Annotated in this window: 23 protein-coding genes and 1 riboswitch; of the genes, 18 read left to right on the top strand and 5 right to left on the bottom strand. The window is 35.9% G+C overall.

Features of this window, described 5'->3' with window-relative positions; all coding sequences use genetic code 11:
* The first annotated feature begins 32 nt into the window (after positions 1-32).
* From C7D97_RS03550 to C7D97_RS03520, 7 genes are all read left to right on the top strand, one after another.
* The gene (locus tag C7D97_RS03550; protein ID WP_105300751.1) at positions 33-374 is read left to right on the top strand and encodes a histidine triad nucleotide-binding protein; all 342 of its coding nucleotides are present in this window, start codon (positions 33-35) and stop codon (positions 372-374) included.
* Positions 375-410: 36 nt separating this feature from the next.
* Positions 411-593 carry a 30S ribosomal protein S21 gene (gene rpsU, locus C7D97_RS03545; protein ID WP_105300750.1) on the top strand — a complete coding sequence of 61 codons (183 nt, stop codon included), beginning with the start codon at positions 411-413 and terminating at the stop codon, positions 591-593.
* 204 nt (positions 594-797) lie between these two features.
* A riboswitch (FMN riboswitch) is annotated at positions 798-909 on the top strand.
* Positions 910-984: 75 nt separating this feature from the next.
* Complete coding sequence (gene ribD / locus C7D97_RS03540) at positions 985-2,058, top strand: bifunctional diaminohydroxyphosphoribosylaminopyrimidine deaminase/5-amino-6-(5-phosphoribosylamino)uracil reductase RibD (RefSeq protein WP_105300749.1); 1,074 nt, start codon at positions 985-987, stop codon at positions 2,056-2,058.
* Complete coding sequence (locus C7D97_RS03535) at positions 2,039-2,653, top strand: riboflavin synthase (RefSeq protein ID WP_105300748.1); 615 nt, start codon at positions 2,039-2,041, stop codon at positions 2,651-2,653. The genes ribD and C7D97_RS03535 overlap by 20 nt, the downstream gene beginning before the upstream one ends.
* Positions 2,654-3,862, top strand: coding sequence for a GTP cyclohydrolase II (gene ribA, locus C7D97_RS03530; protein ID WP_105300747.1), 1,209 nt, complete (start codon positions 2,654-2,656; stop codon positions 3,860-3,862). It begins immediately after the preceding gene.
* Positions 3,855-4,316, top strand: a complete 462-nt coding sequence (gene ribH, locus C7D97_RS03525) for a 6,7-dimethyl-8-ribityllumazine synthase (protein ID WP_105300746.1) — start codon at positions 3,855-3,857, stop codon at positions 4,314-4,316. Before ribA ends, ribH begins: the two co-directional genes overlap by 8 nt.
* On the top strand, positions 4,313-4,909 hold the full coding sequence (locus tag C7D97_RS03520; protein ID WP_105300745.1) for an HAD family hydrolase: 597 nt from the start codon (positions 4,313-4,315) through the stop codon (positions 4,907-4,909). The genes ribH and C7D97_RS03520 overlap by 4 nt, the downstream gene beginning before the upstream one ends.
* Before the next feature lie 24 nt (positions 4,910-4,933).
* On the opposite strand, the gene C7D97_RS03515 is transcribed toward C7D97_RS03520, so the two are convergent.
* From C7D97_RS03515 to C7D97_RS03495, 5 genes are all read right to left on the bottom strand, one after another.
* Positions 4,934-5,428 (bottom strand): pyridoxamine 5'-phosphate oxidase family protein, encoded by a 495-nt coding sequence (locus C7D97_RS03515; RefSeq protein WP_105300744.1) that lies wholly within the window; start codon positions 5,426-5,428, stop codon positions 4,934-4,936.
* Positions 5,425-6,243 (bottom strand): 16S rRNA (cytidine(1402)-2'-O)-methyltransferase, encoded by an 819-nt coding sequence (gene rsmI / locus C7D97_RS03510; RefSeq protein ID WP_105300743.1) that lies wholly within the window; start codon positions 6,241-6,243, stop codon positions 5,425-5,427. Before rsmI ends, C7D97_RS03515 begins: the two co-directional genes overlap by 4 nt.
* A 9-nt stretch (positions 6,244-6,252) precedes the next feature.
* Positions 6,253-6,954 carry a tRNA1(Val) (adenine(37)-N6)-methyltransferase gene (locus tag C7D97_RS03505; protein WP_105300742.1) on the bottom strand — a complete coding sequence of 234 codons (702 nt, stop codon included), beginning with the start codon at positions 6,952-6,954 and terminating at the stop codon, positions 6,253-6,255.
* A gap of 183 nt (positions 6,955-7,137) precedes the next feature.
* Positions 7,138-8,556: an aldehyde dehydrogenase family protein gene (locus tag C7D97_RS03500; RefSeq protein ID WP_105300741.1), complete on the bottom strand. Its 1,419-nt coding sequence runs from the start codon at positions 8,554-8,556 to the stop codon at positions 7,138-7,140.
* A gap of 13 nt (positions 8,557-8,569) precedes the next feature.
* Positions 8,570-9,511, bottom strand: coding sequence for an IS30 family transposase (locus C7D97_RS03495; RefSeq protein ID WP_105300740.1), 942 nt, complete (start codon positions 9,509-9,511; stop codon positions 8,570-8,572).
* 210 nt (positions 9,512-9,721) lie between these two features.
* Here C7D97_RS03495 and glmM point away from each other — a divergent pair, with 210 nt between their 5' ends.
* From glmM to C7D97_RS03440, 11 genes are all read left to right on the top strand, one after another.
* Positions 9,722-11,068, top strand: a complete 1,347-nt coding sequence (gene glmM / locus C7D97_RS03490) for a phosphoglucosamine mutase (protein WP_105300739.1) — start codon at positions 9,722-9,724, stop codon at positions 11,066-11,068.
* Positions 11,068-11,388 (top strand): aspartate 1-decarboxylase (aspartate alpha-decarboxylase), encoded by a 321-nt coding sequence (locus tag C7D97_RS03485; RefSeq protein WP_105300738.1) that lies wholly within the window; start codon positions 11,068-11,070, stop codon positions 11,386-11,388. The genes glmM and C7D97_RS03485 overlap by 1 nt, the downstream gene beginning before the upstream one ends.
* Positions 11,389-11,469: 81 nt before the next feature.
* Positions 11,470-11,619: a 50S ribosomal protein L33 gene (rpmG, locus tag C7D97_RS03480; RefSeq protein WP_004835249.1), complete on the top strand. Its 150-nt coding sequence runs from the start codon at positions 11,470-11,472 to the stop codon at positions 11,617-11,619.
* An 8-nt stretch (positions 11,620-11,627) separates the two neighbouring features.
* Entirely contained in the window at positions 11,628-11,810 is a 183-nt protein-coding gene (secE, locus tag C7D97_RS03475) for a preprotein translocase subunit SecE (protein WP_105300737.1), read from the top strand.
* Between the two features lie 7 nt (positions 11,811-11,817).
* Positions 11,818-12,441 (top strand): transcription termination/antitermination protein NusG, encoded by a 624-nt coding sequence (nusG, locus tag C7D97_RS03470; protein ID WP_015778076.1) that lies wholly within the window; start codon positions 11,818-11,820, stop codon positions 12,439-12,441.
* A 54-nt stretch (positions 12,442-12,495) separates the two neighbouring features.
* On the top strand, positions 12,496-12,924 hold the full coding sequence (gene rplK, locus C7D97_RS03465) for a 50S ribosomal protein L11 (protein WP_105300736.1): 429 nt from the start codon (positions 12,496-12,498) through the stop codon (positions 12,922-12,924).
* A 36-nt stretch (positions 12,925-12,960) separates the two neighbouring features.
* Positions 12,961-13,671, top strand: a complete 711-nt coding sequence (rplA, locus tag C7D97_RS03460) for a 50S ribosomal protein L1 (RefSeq protein ID WP_105300735.1) — start codon at positions 12,961-12,963, stop codon at positions 13,669-13,671.
* Between the two features lie 194 nt (positions 13,672-13,865).
* Positions 13,866-14,414 (top strand): 50S ribosomal protein L10, encoded by a 549-nt coding sequence (gene rplJ / locus C7D97_RS03455; protein WP_105300734.1) that lies wholly within the window; start codon positions 13,866-13,868, stop codon positions 14,412-14,414.
* 31 nt (positions 14,415-14,445) lie between these two features.
* The gene (gene rplL / locus C7D97_RS03450) at positions 14,446-14,829 is read left to right on the top strand and encodes a 50S ribosomal protein L7/L12 (protein WP_105300733.1); all 384 of its coding nucleotides are present in this window, start codon (positions 14,446-14,448) and stop codon (positions 14,827-14,829) included.
* Positions 14,830-14,946: 117 nt separating this feature from the next.
* The gene (locus C7D97_RS03445) at positions 14,947-15,399 is read left to right on the top strand and encodes a Fur family transcriptional regulator (RefSeq protein WP_105301850.1); all 453 of its coding nucleotides are present in this window, start codon (positions 14,947-14,949) and stop codon (positions 15,397-15,399) included.
* Between the two features lie 127 nt (positions 15,400-15,526).
* Positions 15,527-17,785, top strand: coding sequence for a metallophosphoesterase family protein (locus C7D97_RS03440; protein ID WP_105300732.1), 2,259 nt, complete (start codon positions 15,527-15,529; stop codon positions 17,783-17,785).
* The last annotated feature ends 28 nt before the right edge of the window (positions 17,786-17,813 follow it).

The raw sequence follows: 17,813 nt of genomic DNA, 5'->3' as shown, positions 1-17,813 counted from the left end.
TGTGGTAGAATATATACTAATGGGGGTGAAGTATGGATTGTGTATTTTGTAAGATTATAGATAAGGAAATTCCTTCAGATATAATCTATGAAGATAGTGATGTTATTGCATTTAACGATTTAGATCCACAAGCACCTATCCATTTTCTTGTAATACCAAAAAAGCACATTCAAAGCATAGCTACATTAGATGAAGCTGATAGCCAAATCATAAGCCGAATCTTTGCTAGTATTAAAAAGATAGCTAGCGAGAAAGGCCTTGATGAAAACGGCTATAGAGTTGTAAGTAATGTCGGTGAAGATGGGGGACAAAGCGTGCCTCATTTGCATTTCCATGTACTTGGAGGCAGAGGATTTAAGTGGCCACCAGGTTGATGGAAGTTAGTGCGAATACGAGAGGGGGGATAGAAGATGACAGAGATCAGAGTTGGAGAAAACGAATCAATCGATAGTGCAATCAAAAGATTCAAAAGACAATGCGCAAGATCCGGTGTACTTTCTGAATACAGAAGAAGAGAGCACTACGAAAAACCAAGCGTTATAAGAAAAAAGAAAAATGACGCTGCTAAGAGAAAAAACAGAAAAAAAAGATAATAATTTAAGAAGCTTCGGCTTCTTTTTTATTGGGCTTCTAGGAATTTTTCTAAAGTAAAAAATAAGGACTGGATTATAACTTTAGAAATTATTAGGTGTAAAACATTTAAAAATACAAGTTTTCCTAAAATATTACATAAAAATTCAAAAAAGTCTTGACAAAACTTCTACAATAGCTTATACTTATATTAAGTTAATAATAAATTTAATCTTCAGGGCGGAGTGCAAGTCTCCACCGGCAGTAAAGTCTGCGAGCGTAAGCCGAATCGGTGAAATTCCGATACCGACAGTATAGTCTGGATGAAAGAAGAGTTTTTCTATGCTCATTTTGCATACTTATAAATTCGAAGTCCCTGAAAGGGGACTTTTTTAGTCTCCAAAAGGAGAAGAAATGAATTATGATAACTTGATGAGAGAATGTTTCGACCTAGCCCGAAAGGGTGCTGGAAAGGTTTTGACCAATCCTATGGTTGGAGCAATTCTTATTAAAAATGGAGATATAATAGCTAAGGGCTATCACAAAAGCTATACCGATGACCATGCAGAAATCGATTGCTTTAATAATCTTAAGGAAAGCGCAGAAGGAGCTACTCTGATAGTAAATCTCGAGCCATGTTCCCATTTTGGCAAGCATCCACCCTGTGTCGATGAAGTCATAAAAAGGAAAGTTAAAAGGGTTGTTATCGCAAATCTTGATACCAATCCCAAGGTGGACGGTATTAGCAAATTAAAGAAAGCCGGAATTGAGGTTATTACTGGAGTCTTAGAAGACGAAGGAAGAAAATTAAATGAAAAGTTTTTCTTCAATATGGAAAATAATAGGCCTCTAGTAGCTTTAAAATATGCTCAAAGCCTGGATGGGAAAATCGCTACAGGATCTTTTGATTCTAAGTGGATTACTAATGAAGAATCTAGGGCCTATGTTCACAAACTAAGGAGTGAATATGACGCAATCTTAGTTGGAGCAAACACCCTAAGAAATGATAATCCAAGGCTTACTTCAAGGACTGCAGGGGGAGTTAACCCTTATAGAATTATCCTTTCTGATAAGCTTGATATAGATAGAAACTACGAAGTCTTTAAGGAAAATTTTGATAAAAAAACTTATATTGCAACAATTTCTGATAAAGATATAGATATAAATGCAGAAATTATAAGATGTAAGGAAAAAGAGGGCAGAGTTGATCTTAAGGACTTATTGGAAAAACTCTACGAGAGAAATATAGGCTCAGTTCTTGTAGAAGGAGGGTCTATAATAAATAACTCTTTCCTAGAAGAAGACCTAGTAGATAAAATTTATCAGTTTATGGCTCCAATAGTAGTATCGGGCCTTGATTCAAGATCTGCCTTTATAGGAGAAGGGGCCAAGGCCATAAAAGATGCCAAGAGATTTTCCATTGATGAAATCAAAAGATTTGGATCTGATGTAATGTTTGAGGTAAATAATGTTTACAGGAATAGCTGAAGAGTTAGGTATAGTTAAGGAATTTAAGCAAAAATCCGATACGGTCGAAATTAAAATTTCATGCCAAAAAGTCCTAGAAGATACAAAGCTAGGAGATTCGATAATGACTGACGGAGTATGCCTTACAGTTACTGAGATGACGGATTCCTACTACAAGGCCGATATAATGAATGAATCTCTTAAGAAGACTAAGTTTGATAGAAGTCTTTTGGGAAAGGAAGTCAATCTCGAAAGAGCCCTAAGATTTTCTGATAGACTAGACGGTCACATAGTCCAAGGCCATGTGGACGGAGTAGGAAGACTGATTTCAATTAATAAAAATGTCTATAGATTTAAAACTACGAGGGATATCGGAAGATACATTGTAAACAAGGGATCTATCGCCATTGATGGCATATCTCTTACAGTATCTTACGAACAAGGCGATATATTCGAAGTCTCCCTCATACCAGAGACCCTCTCTAGGACGAATCTTAAAAATAGAAGGGTTGGAGATTTAGTAAATCTAGAAACAGATATCCTATCAAGGATAGTAGAAAAGTTAAATAGAAGCGAAAAAAAGGAGGATAGAGACTCAATTTTGGGTCTATTATAGATGAATAGAGTTAAAGAAGCCCTAGAAGCACTTAAAAGAAACGAAATAATCCTAGTTACTGACGACGAGGATAGGGAAAATGAAGGCGATATGATTTGCGCCGGAGAAAATGTCACAGGAGAGATGATAAATATCATGGCAACCTATGCTAGGGGCTTAATCTGTACTCCTATTGGTAAGGAAGTAGCCAGTAGACTTTCCCTAAATCCTATGGTTGTCCAAAATACTGACAATCACGAAACAGCCTTTACAGTTTCAGTAGATCACGTAGATACATCTACAGGCATCTCTGCCTTTGAAAGAGCCGATACAATAAGAGCGCTTGCAGCAGAAGATTCTAAAGCTAGTGATTTTAGAAGACCAGGCCATGTATTTCCCCTAGTTGCCAAAGACGGAGGAGTTCTCGAAAGGGACGGTCATACAGAAGCAACAGTTGACCTTTTAAGACTAGCAGGACTTAAGGAAGTAGGACTTTGTTGTGAAATTATGGCAGATGATGGCCATATGATGAGGGGAGATGACCTCCTAAAACTTGCTGAAAAGCTAAATCTAAAGGTGACAACAGTTAGTGAGATTAAGGAGTATAGGAAGAGTCTAGAAGTAGATGTAATATCAACCAATCCTGTTAACCTTCCTAGTGAATACGGCAGCTTCAAGGCCTATGGATTCCTTGATAGGAAAACTGGCAAAGAACATATAGCAATTACCAAGGGAGATATCAAAAAGAGCGGAGTACTCACAAGAATCCACTCCGAATGCCTAACAGGTGATGTACTAGGTTCAAGAAGATGTGACTGTGGTAGTCAACTTCACAAGGCCTTAAGAAACATAGAAGAAAATGGCGAAGGTGTACTTCTTTATCTAAGACAAGAGGGCAGAGGCATAGGACTCTTTAACAAGCTTAAGGCCTACGAGCTTCAAGAACATGGCTACGATACGGTGGATGCTAATCTTAAACTAGGATTTCCTGAAGATATGAGAGACTATAAGATCGCTTCAGAAATGCTAGATAGACTTGGGGTAAAATCAGTTAAGCTGATGACAAATAACCCTGATAAGATAAATCAATTAGAAGATTACGGAATAAAAGTAGAGTCTAGATGTCCTATAGAGATAAAATCAAACGAAACAGATAGGAAATATCTAGAAATAAAAGCTTTAAGAATGGGTCACGAACTAGAAGAATTTAAGGAGAGAGAAAATGCGTGAGTTTAGTGCTAATTTAATTTCAAATGACAAAAAATATGCGGTTTTGGTTGCAAGATTCAACCACTTTGTAACAGATAGACTAGTTGAAGGTTGCCTTGATACCCTAAAAAGACACGACACAAAGGAAGAAAATATCGACCTAATTAGGGTTCCAGGAGCCTTCGAGATTCCTTTAGTTGCCAAGAAACTTGCCAAAAAGGACGAATATGATGCTGTAATCTGCCTTGGAGCAGTTATCCGTGGAGATACTCCTCACTTTGACTATGTTTGTGCAGAAGTATCTAAGGGAGTTGCCAATGTTGGTCTTGAAAGTGATAAGCCTGTAATATTTGGTGTAATCACAGCAGATACCATAGACCAAGCCCTCCAAAGATCTGGTGTTAAGGCTGGTAATAAGGGAAGTGAAGCGGCTCTTGCAGCAATCGAGATGGCAAATCTAATGGATATCCTATGATAGTCATCTTTGACTTCGATGGGACCATCCACAAGACCGAATTAGTCTACAAGGAAGCTCTCTATACAACTTTAAGAGAGCTTGGAATTGACCCAAAAAGTGTTGACTATAAGGAATATATAGGCATGAGCCCAAAGGCCTGCTGGGATGATATCCTAAAGGATGATTCAAACAAAGATCATCTGATAGAGGTAAATGGCAAAAGAATTAGAGAAAACTTATCAAAAACTGGGGCACTTTACGAAAACTCTTATAAAACTCTTAACTATCTAAAAGGAAAATACGACTTATACATCCTAAGCAAGTGCCTAAGAGCCTATATGGATGAGGCGAGAAGAGTCTATAAGCTAGATGACTATTTTTCTAAATACCTAGTAGGCGAAGACTTTGATTTTATGGATAAGTACAAGATCCTAAGGGAAAATGTCAAAGACGATTATGTCATGGTTGGAGACAGGTACGAGGATATAATGGCAGGATACGAGAATAAGCAAAAAACTATCTTTGCAAGCTACGGTTATGGAAAATCCCATGAAGGCGAGAAAGCAACCTATAAGATAAATTCAATAGAAGAGCTAATGAATATTTTATAATCAAAAGGGGGGGACGAAAGTCCCCTAATTTATATTTGATTTTCCGCTGATTTCTTCTATTTTGATTTTATAACAAGAGGTAATATCTCCATTAATTCCAACTGCCATTTTTATATACTCATCAAGATCTGGATAGAATTTCTTACAAATAAGGGTAAGGGCCAGGTCTCTTTCTTTTTTATCTTCTATTAGAGAACAAGTCCCCTCTACTATTGCCGATTCGTATTTTAGAGTAAAAAGTTTAGCGAGCTTTTTTGGCTCTTTCATAATCTCCTCATGGCTAATTGGATCGGGCAAGTAATTATCTCCTACAAAGACTATCCTTACATGATTTTCCTTCTCCAAAAGACTGTTCTTTTCTCCGATTTTTGCTCCGTGAAAGTATAGATAATCTCCATCTCTAGCAAAGCTAAGGGGAAGGGAGTAGGAACTTTCACCGATAGTCATTACTCCAAAGCTTACTTTATCAATTATTTCTAGGGCGAAATTTTTATCTTTTTTCCTATCTTTTCTTCTCATTTACTTAACTCCAAAACATAGTCATAGATTTCGTTTTTGCCAAGCTTTGATTTTTTCTTGATCTCTTTTACGATCTCCTTGGTGCGTTTACCATCGTTTAAAGATTCTAATATTTGATCCTTATAGGCTTCGATCGATTCTTCTTTTTTCTCTCCTCCTTCAAGGATTAGGACAAATTCCCCCTTTAGGGTTACATCCTCTATATTTATATCTCCTATAGGGCTTTGCCTATATTCTTCGAATTTTTTAGTAAGCTCTCTTGCAAGGGCAAGTTTTCTCTTAGGGAAAAGATTCTTAAAATCAGCTAGGGTATTTGCGAAATTATGGGGAGTATCTAGGATTATAGATGTCTTCTCCTCGTTTTTTAGCTTTTCGTAAAGCACTTTCTTATCCGAGGACTTTTTCGGTATAAAGCCATAATAGGAAAACTTGTCATTATCTAGGCCTGATCCTACAAGGGCTGTGATTATAGCACTTGCCCCTGGAAGGATAGTGTAGGTAATTTCTTCTTCTATACATTTCTTGATGAGGATGTGGCCGGGATCAGATATACCCGGCATACCTTGGTCAGTTATAACAGCATAGGTCTTACCCTTTTTTATCTCGGAAATGATATCTATAGACTTAGATGATTCGTTAAACTTATGATAAGAGGTGAGGGGTTTATCTATCTCGTAGTAATTTAAAAGCTTCCTGGATTCTCTAGTATCTTCACAAGCTATCACATCAACTTCCTTAAGGACATTGATGGCCCTAATAGTCATATCCTCTAGATTGCCAATTGGTGTAGGGACAAAATATATTTGATAATCCATAAGACCTCCTTAGTCTAAATTATTTATTTCTTTCATCTCTTCTGAGTAAGAATTTCCTTCATATATAACTAAAGGATCTTCTATCTTTAGCCCATCTCTTGCGTTTTTTACAAATTCAATAAGGATAAACTGGGGTTTTTCGTAGACCCTTGATTCTACAAAACGGATTCTCTTAGGCTTGAGATTGCCCGACTTATTGAAAATCTCAACCATCCTCTCAGGCTTATGAATCATAAATAGCTTGCCCTTATCCTTGAGGGTCTTGTTAGAAAAGTCGAAGATATCTTCTAGCGTCAAGTATTTTTCCTGCCTAGATATAAGAAATTCCTCTTCCTTATTTCCTATATTGTCGGTGATTTTATAGTAGGGTGGGTTGGTTATTATATAATCGAGAAAATTTTCCTTAAAATCAATATTATTTAGGTCGTCGTTGATAAGCTCGATATTTTCTATATTATTTAAGGATATATTATCTCTTAAAAGATCTGCCTTAGCCTTTTGAATCTCGACTGCATAGACCTTCTTAAGCCCATAAAGGGAGTTTGTAAGAAAAGAAAGGACGCCAGAGCCTGAGCCTATATCAAGAGCTACTTTATCCTTCTTCATTTTGGCGAAATCTCCCAGTATTATAGAGTCCACTCCAAATGAGTAGGACCCATCTACATGTATCATTTTTATATTTGTTCTTGGTAGGTAATCTAATTTCTTCATACTTTAATTATAGCAAATAAAAAGGGACTGTTGCAAAACTATGAATAATCATCGTACCATCGTTAGAAGGTTCTCTTAGGGAATTTTCAGTGGTGCCTGCCGGCTGATGGAGGCGAAATTGCCGTGGAGGTTCTTCTAACGATAACGGTACGATTTATTCATTCTACAACAGCCCTCTAGTGACTAGGCTGTGTGGATTGACTTTGGCTCTAGGTATTCCATTAGGCCAAATCTTCCACCTTCTCTGCCGACTCCAGATTGCTTGTAGCCTCCAAATGGAAGTTCTGAGCTTCCTCCGAAGGAGTTTACATAGACATCTCCAGCCTTTATTTCATAGGCTATATCCATTGCTTCTTTTTCACTTCCGAAAACTGCTGAAGATAGGCCAAAGTCTACTGCATTAGCGACCTCGATTGCTTCTTCCTTGTCCTTAACCTTAATTATAGAAAGAACTGGTCCAAAGATTTCTTCATCGTGGATTTTCATACCTGGCTTAACATCAGTAAATATTGCAGGTTTTACATAATAACCCACTTCAGTTTCTGTAGGAACTTCTCCTCTTATAAGATTTGCACCTTCTTTGATTCCTTCTTCGATGTAGGCTTTGACCTTGTCGAATTGTTTCTTACTTGAAAGAGTTCCGACTACAGTAGCATCATCCCTTGGATCTCCTACTGGATAGTTGTCATATTGTTTTAGAAATTCTTCTAGGACTTCGTCGTAGATATCTTCGGTGATGATAGCCCTAGATAGGCAAGAGCAGGTTTGCCCTACATTTAGATAGACCCTATCGAGGACTTGCTTGACCCCGTCTTCCTTATTGCATCCTTTGACGAAAACTCCAGGAGACTTGCCACCAAGCTCTAGGACAACTTTTTTAGCAGTATCCATAGCGTTTTTTGCAGAAGCTGATCCACCGGCAAGGCTTCCCGTGTAGGATACCATAGCTACATGTGGATTTGTATTTAATATATCTCCAACTTCGGCACCAGATCCTGTTATAAGATTGAAGACTCCCTTAGGAAGACCTATTTCATCAAAGGCCTTGGCCACGAAATACGCTGTAAGAGGTGTATCTGAGGCTGGCTTTTCTACTACAGGGCAGGCCATTAGTATTGAAGGGATTACCTTCATTATAATTTGACCTAGAGGATAATTCCATGGAGTAAGGCTTGCTACAACTCCGATTGGCTCCATCCTTACGAAGCCTCCATTCATTTCGATTTTATAGTCTATTAATCTGGCTTGGTCGATAAAGGTATCTATCCTTTTGATTTGCTTATCAAATTGACCAGGCTTTGCAATTTTTATAGGAACTCCAAGCTCTTTAAGGATTGTATCCATTATCTCATCTTCATGGTCTACTAGCCAGTCTCTAAATTTTTCTATATAAGAAATTCTCTCCTCAAGGCTAGTTTTGGAAAATTCCTTAAAGGCTTCATAGGCAGCCTCACATGCTAGATTTATCTCCCTATCAGTTGCCTTAGGCACTTTTCCTATTATCTCTCCTGTGGCAGGATTTTCTACTTCAATCCATTTGTTGGATTTACTTTCTATATATTCTCCATTTATATACAATTTTTCATTATTTAAATTTTTCAATTGTCAAATTAACCTAGACAGAATACACTAAATTCATAAATTCTTCTAACGGTGTTTTGTAGTTCAAAGACTTTCTTGGGATATTGTTTCTGTAGCTAGCTACAGAAACAATATCCGTCTCACTTTTTAGCCTAAAGTCAGTTTGTTTTGGTAATCCATCTTTTCTTAATAAACCATTCGAATTTTCATTTAACCCCCTTTGACTTGGGCAGCCTGGATCTGCGAAGAATATTGATATATCATGCTTATTGCATACACTTTTCCAGTTTGAAAATTCTTTTCCGCAGTCAAATGTTATTGATTTTACAAGGTGTTTAGGAATTTGATCTAACCAACTATTTAGCCTATTTTCTATTGCTTTTGCTGTCCTATTTTCTGGTTTTAAAGTTATTATTGCTTTTGATACTCGTTCTACTAAAGTTATTACACAACTTTTATGATTCTTTCCTACTATGGTGTCCCCTTCAAAATGCCCAAATTCATTTTTGAAATTAGGATATGATTTATTCCTACTATGAATACTTCTTTTAAAGGCTTGCTTTCCTCTTTTTTCAACACTTCCATTCTTTTTTCGTTTACCTTTCATTGGTAATAGTTTTTTATCTAAACTACCGTCTTTAAAACGCCTGTATAGTGTTCTAGAGCTCATTGAAAGCTTAATTTCTCCTCTTCCAATTATGACATCTGGGGTCCATCCTTTATTTACTTTATCAAGAACATAGTCATATTCTTCATCACTTAATTGTTTAATCTTTGCTCCACATTTTGATTTATTTTTCTTGTAGCTGTCGTAGTATTCTTGTATGGTTGAGCCTTTTTTTAGCCAATTTATTACATTGTATATGGTTTGTCTTGCTCTTGACAAATATTTTGCTATATTTGCAACTTTTTCTCCAGATTTATAATATTGCTCTATCCAAATTAACTCTTTTATGGTAAGATGATTGTAAGCCATTTTGATACTCCTTAATGTTTTTTGTGTAATTTAAGTGTATCATAAATGGCTTTTTATTTCATTTAAAAGTGTCTAGCTTAATTTTACTATCCAAGATTCTTAAAACTCATCTAAGCCTCCTTATATAATAACTACCCAAATTTTTTCTTATTTATTGAAAGGGTATAATACTTACGAACAATTTACTCAAAGTAGACAAAGGAGACATATATGAAATATTTTGGTACAGATGGATTTAGGGGAGAAGCTAACAAGACCCTTAATGTATACCATGCTTTTAAAATAGGAAGATTTATTGGAGATTACTTCTCAAAAAATAAAAATGGAAATGGAAAGATACTTATAGGTAAGGATACAAGGAGAAGTTCTTATATGTATGAAGCTGCACTTTCTGCAGGAATTACTTCGTCAGGCTCAAACGCCCACCTCATGCACGTAACACCTACTCCTTCTGTTTCTTATATAACAAAAACAGAAGACTTTGATTGTGGAATAATGATAACAGCAAGCCACAACCCTTACTATGACAATGGTATCAAGATTATTAATAGCGAAGGAGAGAAGATGGAAGATTCTTTCCTAGAAGAGTTAGAAAAATATATAGATAGTGATATAGAAGATATTGACCTTGCAGTGGATGAAAACATCGGAAGAACTGTTGACTTCATTGGAGGAAGAAATAGATATATTGCTTATCTTATCCAAACTGTAACTAGGTCCTTTGAAGGAATTAAGGTGGGCCTTGACTGTGCAAACGGAGCAAGCTTTACTATAGCAAAACCTGTCTATGATGCCTTAGGTGCTGATACCTTTGTGATAAATGCTGATCCAAATGGATTCAATATCAATAAGGATGCAGGCTCAACTCATATAGAAAATCTCCAAAAATTCGTAGTAGAAAATAATCTAGATATTGGCTTTGCTTTTGACGGTGATGCTGATAGATGTATAGCTGTGGATAATAAGGGGGAAGTGATAGATGGAGATTCTATCCTTTATATATCTGCCAAGTACATGAAAAAAGAAGGCGCTTTAAACTCTAACACGGTTGTGACTACAGTAATGAGTAACATTGGACTATACAAGGCTTTTGATGAGTTAGGAATTGACTATGTAAAAACTGATGTAGGTGATAAATATGTCCACGCTTGTATGGATGAAAATGGTTATGAACTAGGTGGTGAGCAATCAGGACATATCATTTACAAGAAGTTTGCCAATACAGGAGACGGAATCTTAACATCTCTTAAGCTAATGGAAGCTATGATAGAAGAAAAAACTGATATAGCAAGCCTAAGAAGAGACTTAAAAATCTATCCACAAAAACTTGTCAATGTCAAAGTAAAAGATAAGGAAGAGACCCTAGAAAACAAAGAAGTTCAAGGAAAAATTAAAGAAATAGAAGATAAATTACAAGATAGCGGTAGGGTCTTGGTCAGAAAAAGCGGAACCGAGCCACTTATAAGGGTTATGGTGGAAGCTGAAACAGATGAAATTGCAGAAAGTTCTGTGAATGAAATCGTAGAAAGAATTAAGGATTTAGGTCTTAGTATATAATGAAGGATTTTAGGACGGGAAGAGAAATAGATATAAAGGAAGCTGTTCTCGTCGTTGGAAATAAAGTTTATGCAAGAGAGTCTTTCATAGCCGTGGATACATCAAAGCTAATAGATTACCCTCCCAAGGTTTACTATGATAAGGATGAAAATCTTCTAGGAAAGATGTATGACGAGGGAGTTTTTGAGCTAGAGGATATAGAAGATATCTTATTAGATTATGAGGACCAGATCTTTTCCAACCATGACTTAGATGATATAAGAAAGTTTCTTATAGAAAGAAGGAAAAAATTCTATGAAAAACTCTCACAAAACCAATAAAAATCTTTGACAAAACCGTCTAAAGGTGGTACTATCATACCTTGTATGGAAGTATCCGTATAAATTAATAGGAGGTGTTTTATGGCAGATAAAGTAAAAATGGAATGTACAGAATGCAAAAACAGAAACTATGATACAACAAAAAACAAAAAAAATCATAGCGAAAGATTAGAGCTAAAGAAATATTGCCCATTCTGTAAAAAACACACTGTTCACAGAGAAACAAAGTAGGAGCAAATATGGCTAAGAAAAAGGATTCTTTCTTTTCTGGCGTATCAAGAGAATTTAAGAAGATTCAATGGCCAACAAAGAAGACCGCATTTGAGTATTCTTGGATAGTAATTGCAATCTCAGCTGTAACAGCTTTGGCAATTTGGCTACTTGATCAAGTCTTCCAATTCCTACTTCAAATCATAATGTAGGTGTGAAATGACAGATTCTTACGATTTCTCAGAAAACAAAGAAGAAGAAAATTTATCAGAAGATAAAGAAATTTCAACAGAAGAATCTAAGGACAGAGACTTAGAAGCTATCAAGGAAAATGCTAGATGGTATGTAGTTCATACCTACACAGGCTATGAAAACAGAGTCAATGACAAGATTCAAATGATGATTGACAATGAACAAAACCCTGATATCTTAGAAGTAACCGTACCAACAGAAGAGTATGTTGAAGTTAAAAATGATACTAAAAAAGTAAAAACTAGAAAGCTTTTTCCAGGATATGTAATGGTTAAGATGAATATCACCAACAAAAGCTGGTATATCATTAGAAATACCCAAGGTGTTACAGGCTTTGTAGGACCAGATGGAAAACCAGTTGCCCTAACTCCAGCTGAAGTTAGAAAGTTCGGAGTAAAAGATGAGGCACCAATCTTAAATATCAATGTAAATGTTGGCGATGATGTAAATATCATAAGCGGTCCATTTGAAGGATTCGTAGCCAAGGTTGAAGAAGTTGATAAGGAAAAAGGCTCTATCAAAGCTTTTGTAGATATGTTTGGTAGAGATACACTTATAGATCTAGATTTTACAGATATCGAAACTATTTAGTAACTGTCGAAGTTAGTGGGAGGGCTTAGCCCGCAAAACCACAAGGAGGTAAAAATGGCAGATAAAGAAGTAAAAGCATTAGTTAAATTACAAGTACCAGCAGGAGCTGCATCTCCAGCACCACCAGTAGGTACAGCACTCGGACCACACGGAATTAACATTATGGAATTCGTGCAAGCATTTAATTCAAAGACAGCAGACCAAGCTGGAATGATAATACCGGTAGAAATGACTATTTATGCGGATAGGACATTTGACTTTATTACAAAAACACCACCAGCACCAGTATTAATCAAAAAAGCTATCAATCTTCAAAAAGGTTCAGGAGAGCCAAACAAGAACAAGGTTGCTTCAATTAAGAGAAGCCAACTTGAAGAAATTGCAAAGACAAAAATGCAAGATCTTAACGCAGCTAGCTTAGAAGCAGCTGTAAGCATGATAGCTGGAACAGCAAGAAGTATGGGAGTTACTGTAGAAGATTAGTGGGAGATAAAAATCTAAGACCACAGGAGGAATTAAATGGCTAAAAGAGGAAAAAGATATATTGAAGCGAAAAAATCTTTCGATTCAACACAAGAATACACACTAGACGAAGCTTTAGATATAATTGAAAAGACAGCAAGTGCTAAGTTTGATGAAACAGTAGAATTACACTTCTCACTTGGAGTAGATAGCAGACACGCTGACCAACAAGTAAGAGGAACAGTAATCCTTCCTCACGGAACAGGTAAAACTCAAAAGGTTTTAGCTTTCGTTAAAGAAGACAGAATCGATGAAGCACTAGAAGCAGGCGCTGACTATGCAGGTGGAGAAGACCTAGCAGCTAAAATCCAAAACGAAGGATGGCTAGACTTTGACGTTGTAGTAGCTACCCCTGATATGATGGCAGTTGTAGGAAGACTTGGTAGAGTACTTGGACCACAAGGTCTAATGCCAAACCCAAAGACTGGAACTGTTACACCAGATGTTAAAAAAGCTATCGAAGAAATCAAAGCTGGTAAGGTAGAATACAGAACAGACAAGGCTAACCTTATCCACGTACCAACAGGAAAGGTATCTTTCGGAAAAGAAAAACTAGCTGAGAACATCAGAAGCTTACTAACAGCTGTTGCAAAAGCAAGACCAGCTGCTGCAAAGGGTAAATACATGAAAACAGTTACTCTTGCATCAACTATGGGACCTGGAATCAAGTTATCTCCAGCAAGAGCTATGGATTTAGTTGAAAAATAAATTTGCAAAAAATTTATTTTGTGATATAATATAAAAGTCAAATAAACAGGCTACCAAAGACTACGCAGACAGAAATGTTTAATTATTGCGTATAGGTGGGAAGAAGAATCTACATCCCCACCGATGTAGGCAGGATTAATCTGCCTAATGTGGGGATTTTTATATACCTACCAAAGCCTATAGGAGGTGAAAGAGTGAGCGAGAAAGCTATAGCAGCTAAACAAGAAGTCGTAAACGAGATTAAAGAAAAAATCGAAAGCGCACAATCAGTAACATTAGTTGGATTTGATCGTATGGATGTAAAAGAAATTACAGACCTACGTAACAAGTTCAGAGAGAAAAATGCTGAATACAAAGTTTACAAGAACACAATGATGAGATTTGCCTTCCAAGAGTTAGGATATGATGAGCTCATAGACGAACTTAAAGGATCAAACGCACTAATCTTTTCAAATGAAGACTTAGTTAACGGACCAAAAGTTGCAGTAGACTACACAAAAGAAGGCGATGAAGAAAAAGAAAAATTAGTTCTTAAAGCAGGAGTAGTAGAAGGAAACTTCCAAACTGGTGAACAAATGATGGCTATTGCTACATTACCAACAACTGAAGCACTACACTCAATGCTAGCTAACGTACTTCAAGCACCAATTAGAACACTTGCAGGAGATCTTAACAACACAGTTGCAAAGATTGCCTTTGCTCTTGATGCAGTACGTGAGAAAAAAGAACAAGCAGGCGAATAATAAAATATAAAGATTAAAGGAGAATATAATAATGGCAAGCGAAAAAGTAACAAACATTTTAGAAGAAATCAAAGAACTTACAGTACTAGAACTATCTGACCTAGTAAAAGCAATCGAAGAAGAATTTGACGTAACAGCTCAAGCAGCAGTAGCAGCAGCTCCAGCAGCAGCAGCTGGCGCAGGCGAAGCAGCAGCAGCTGAAAAATCAGAATTCGACGTAATTCTTAAATCAGCAGGATCAGCTAAGATCAACGTAATCAAGGTTGTTAAAGATGCAGCTGGACTTGGACTAAAAGATGCTAAGGCTCTAGTAGATGCAGCTCCAAAAGCAGTAGCTGAAGGTGTTGCTAAAGATGCAGCTGAAGAACTAAAAGCTAAACTAGAAGAAGCAGGCGCTGAAGTAGAACTTGCTTAATCTATTTAAGTAGAAGGGCCCTCTGTGAGGGTCTTTTCTTTTGCTTAATTTGACAACTTGCAAAACATAAGTATATTAGTATTATAGAATAATTCTAATATTAGAAAGAGGCAAATGGTGGAAAAGATAATTAATGAGCTGAGAAATGAAGAATACAATCAAAGATTACCCAAACTCAGAGAGCTTTTAGCTAAGCATAATATAAGGGTTTCTCACCAAAGGCTACTGATATTGGATTATCTTATAATGCATCCTACCCATCCTACAGCAGATACTATCTATAAGGATTTGAAGAAGGTGGATCCGGTTATAAGTCAGGCGACGGTATATAATACCTTAAATCTATTGGTCGAGCATAAACTAGTGAAGGAACTTGATTTCAATATGTCAAGTAAGAGATATGAGTTTAAAAAGACTAATCACGGCCATTTCATCTGTGAGTCTTGCGGCTTAATAGAAGATTTGGATGTTGATGACTTAGAATACCCAAAAGAGCTTAATGAATACGAAATAGACAATGTCGAAGTAATATACAGGGGCTTATGCCCGATTTGCTTACATAAAGATTAATTATAACTTGTGCTTTTAAATTAGTGCAAGTTTTTTTATTGAGAATTTAACATATTTCTTACAAAACTTTAGTGCCTATATAATATTTGAATATTAGAATATATGTATAGATAATAAAGGAGGAATTATGAAATTCAATAAACTAATTGTAGCCTTGATGATAAGTACTATTTCATCAACTGCACTTTGTACAAATGTTAGGGCAGATGAGGAAAATTCAACGACAAATGCAAATGAAATAACTGAGGTATCTAGCCTATCAGATAAAGAAATAGAAGATCTTTCTAACTTTATCAACGATTATAACAACTATAAGGCTGACATACCAGAAGATGACGAAGTATTATTTGAAAAAAATGAGAAAAACATTAGAGAAGTTGATGGAACTAATAAGTTCAATAGGGCGACAGAAACTGAAAGAGATACATTTGGAGAAGATAAAAATGTTACAAATATCGATCCTGAAGTTAAAGAAAAGCTAGAAGAGACTAAGGGAGAGTATGGCAAAAAGGATGGAGCTTACGCAGGTAACAACCTTAGAGAAAATACGGATCCAGTCAAGGACATAGTGGTTAATAATGGGGATAATGAAAATCAAATCGCTATAACTTACTTCGTAAGAAATGATTTGAGCAGTCAAAGTTATCTAGTCTTTGATGGGAAAACTTATAAAGCCTCACGAGTATATCAAACAGGCGATTCTAAAGGATATATGTCTCATACTGTTGTCTTGGATATATTAGCAGGAAATACATACACATACTATATCAAAGCGCCATCATACACTAGCGATACTTACACATTAAAGACCAAAGCTCTTGGTGAAAACAACGAATTTTCCCTAGCGTACTTTGGGGATCCTCAAATCGGATCAGGTGATAGTGTTTGGGATTCTAAGGGTTTAAATAAAAACACCCAGGCAAAGGTAGACCAAGATAAAATAGACTTTGCTAAGGCAATAGATAGGGCTATGAAGATGGATCCACATTTTTACTTTTCTATGGGAGATAATGTAGAAATAGCGGGATATGAGGGAGAATACGATAGCTTCCTAGATCATGATATGTTTAGAGAAAGAATCTTTTCTACAGTTACTGGTAACCATGAAACTTATATGGACAAAAACGACGACAACCAGCAAAATACTGTATTTAGAGACCATTTCTACTTGCCAAATGTATCAGAACTCGGATCTTTTACTAAAAATAACGAAGATGGTAGTTTGACATATGTTCCTGGAGATTACTACTACACATATGGTGATACACTTTTCATTAATTTAAATTCTAACAATACAAATTCCAATGAACACAGAGAATTTATAGAAAAAGCAATTAAGGAAGCGGAAGATAAGAGAAATGCTAAATTCTCTTGGAAGGTAGTTTCTTTCCATCATGCTCCATACTCAACAGCAACCCATACGTCTGACCTTGATATAATCGAAAGAAGAAAAGAACTAGTTAAAATTTTTAATGATAATGGAATTGACATTGTCCTAAACGGTCACGATCATATCTACACAAGAAGCAAACATATGTTAGCTGGTGAGAAAACTTTAAGCTTTGAAGATGCTTATGGAGTAAATCCAAGTAATGAGAATGCAGGGATAAAGGACGGGTATTCTGAGACATTTAACAATAAGATTTACAAAAACGGTAATGTAATAGTAGATGGTATAGGCTTAGATTATGATGGAAATAAAGTATTAAATCCAAGAGGAACCTTATTTCTAACAATGGCAGGTTCTGCCGGAGCAAAATTCTATAATCCAATAGGGGAAGACTCTTGGTTTGTAGCAAAAAGTCTTGATGATAGAAGCCAACTTTTCTCAAATTTAAGATTCAGTAAAAACTCCTTCTCTATCCTAACAATGGATACAAGTGGAAAGGTTGTTGACTTATATAAAATTGAAAAAACTGATGATTTTATAAATAATCCTCACATTGAAGGAGAAAATGTAAGAAAGGAAAGTCTTAAAAGCTTTATTGATAAAGTAGAAAACTTAACTGTAGTTGAAGATGAGTCTAATATTAAAAAATACAATGAAGCAGTGGATAGAGCTAAGGCAGTTTTAAATGATAAGTTTGCAAGTAGGGAAGAAGTTGACCAAGCAATAGAAGTACTAAAGACTAGACTTTGTGAAGTAGAATTTGCAGATGCAAAAATTGTAAAAGAAACGAAAGAACTAGATAAAAAAGAAGTCGAAAATAGTCAAAATTCTCATAATAAAGATAAAGATGAAAGAAAAATTAATAAAGAGTCTAAGCAAAATCTAAAGAAAGCAAACGGAGAAAATGTAAAAACTGGAGTATCCTCAGTAATGGGATACGCTATAGCTTTATTTGCATCATTTGGTGCTCTATTTGCTAGCAAGAAAGAGAAATAACTAAGAATTTAAGGGATCTTTAAATAAA

Source organism: Anaerococcus marasmi (assembly GCF_900290195.1).
GTDB lineage: Bacteria > Bacillota > Clostridia > Tissierellales > Peptoniphilaceae > Anaerococcus > Anaerococcus marasmi.
Note: the sequence above shows the minus strand (reverse complement) of the source record. Positions and strands in the feature narration are given on the sequence as shown.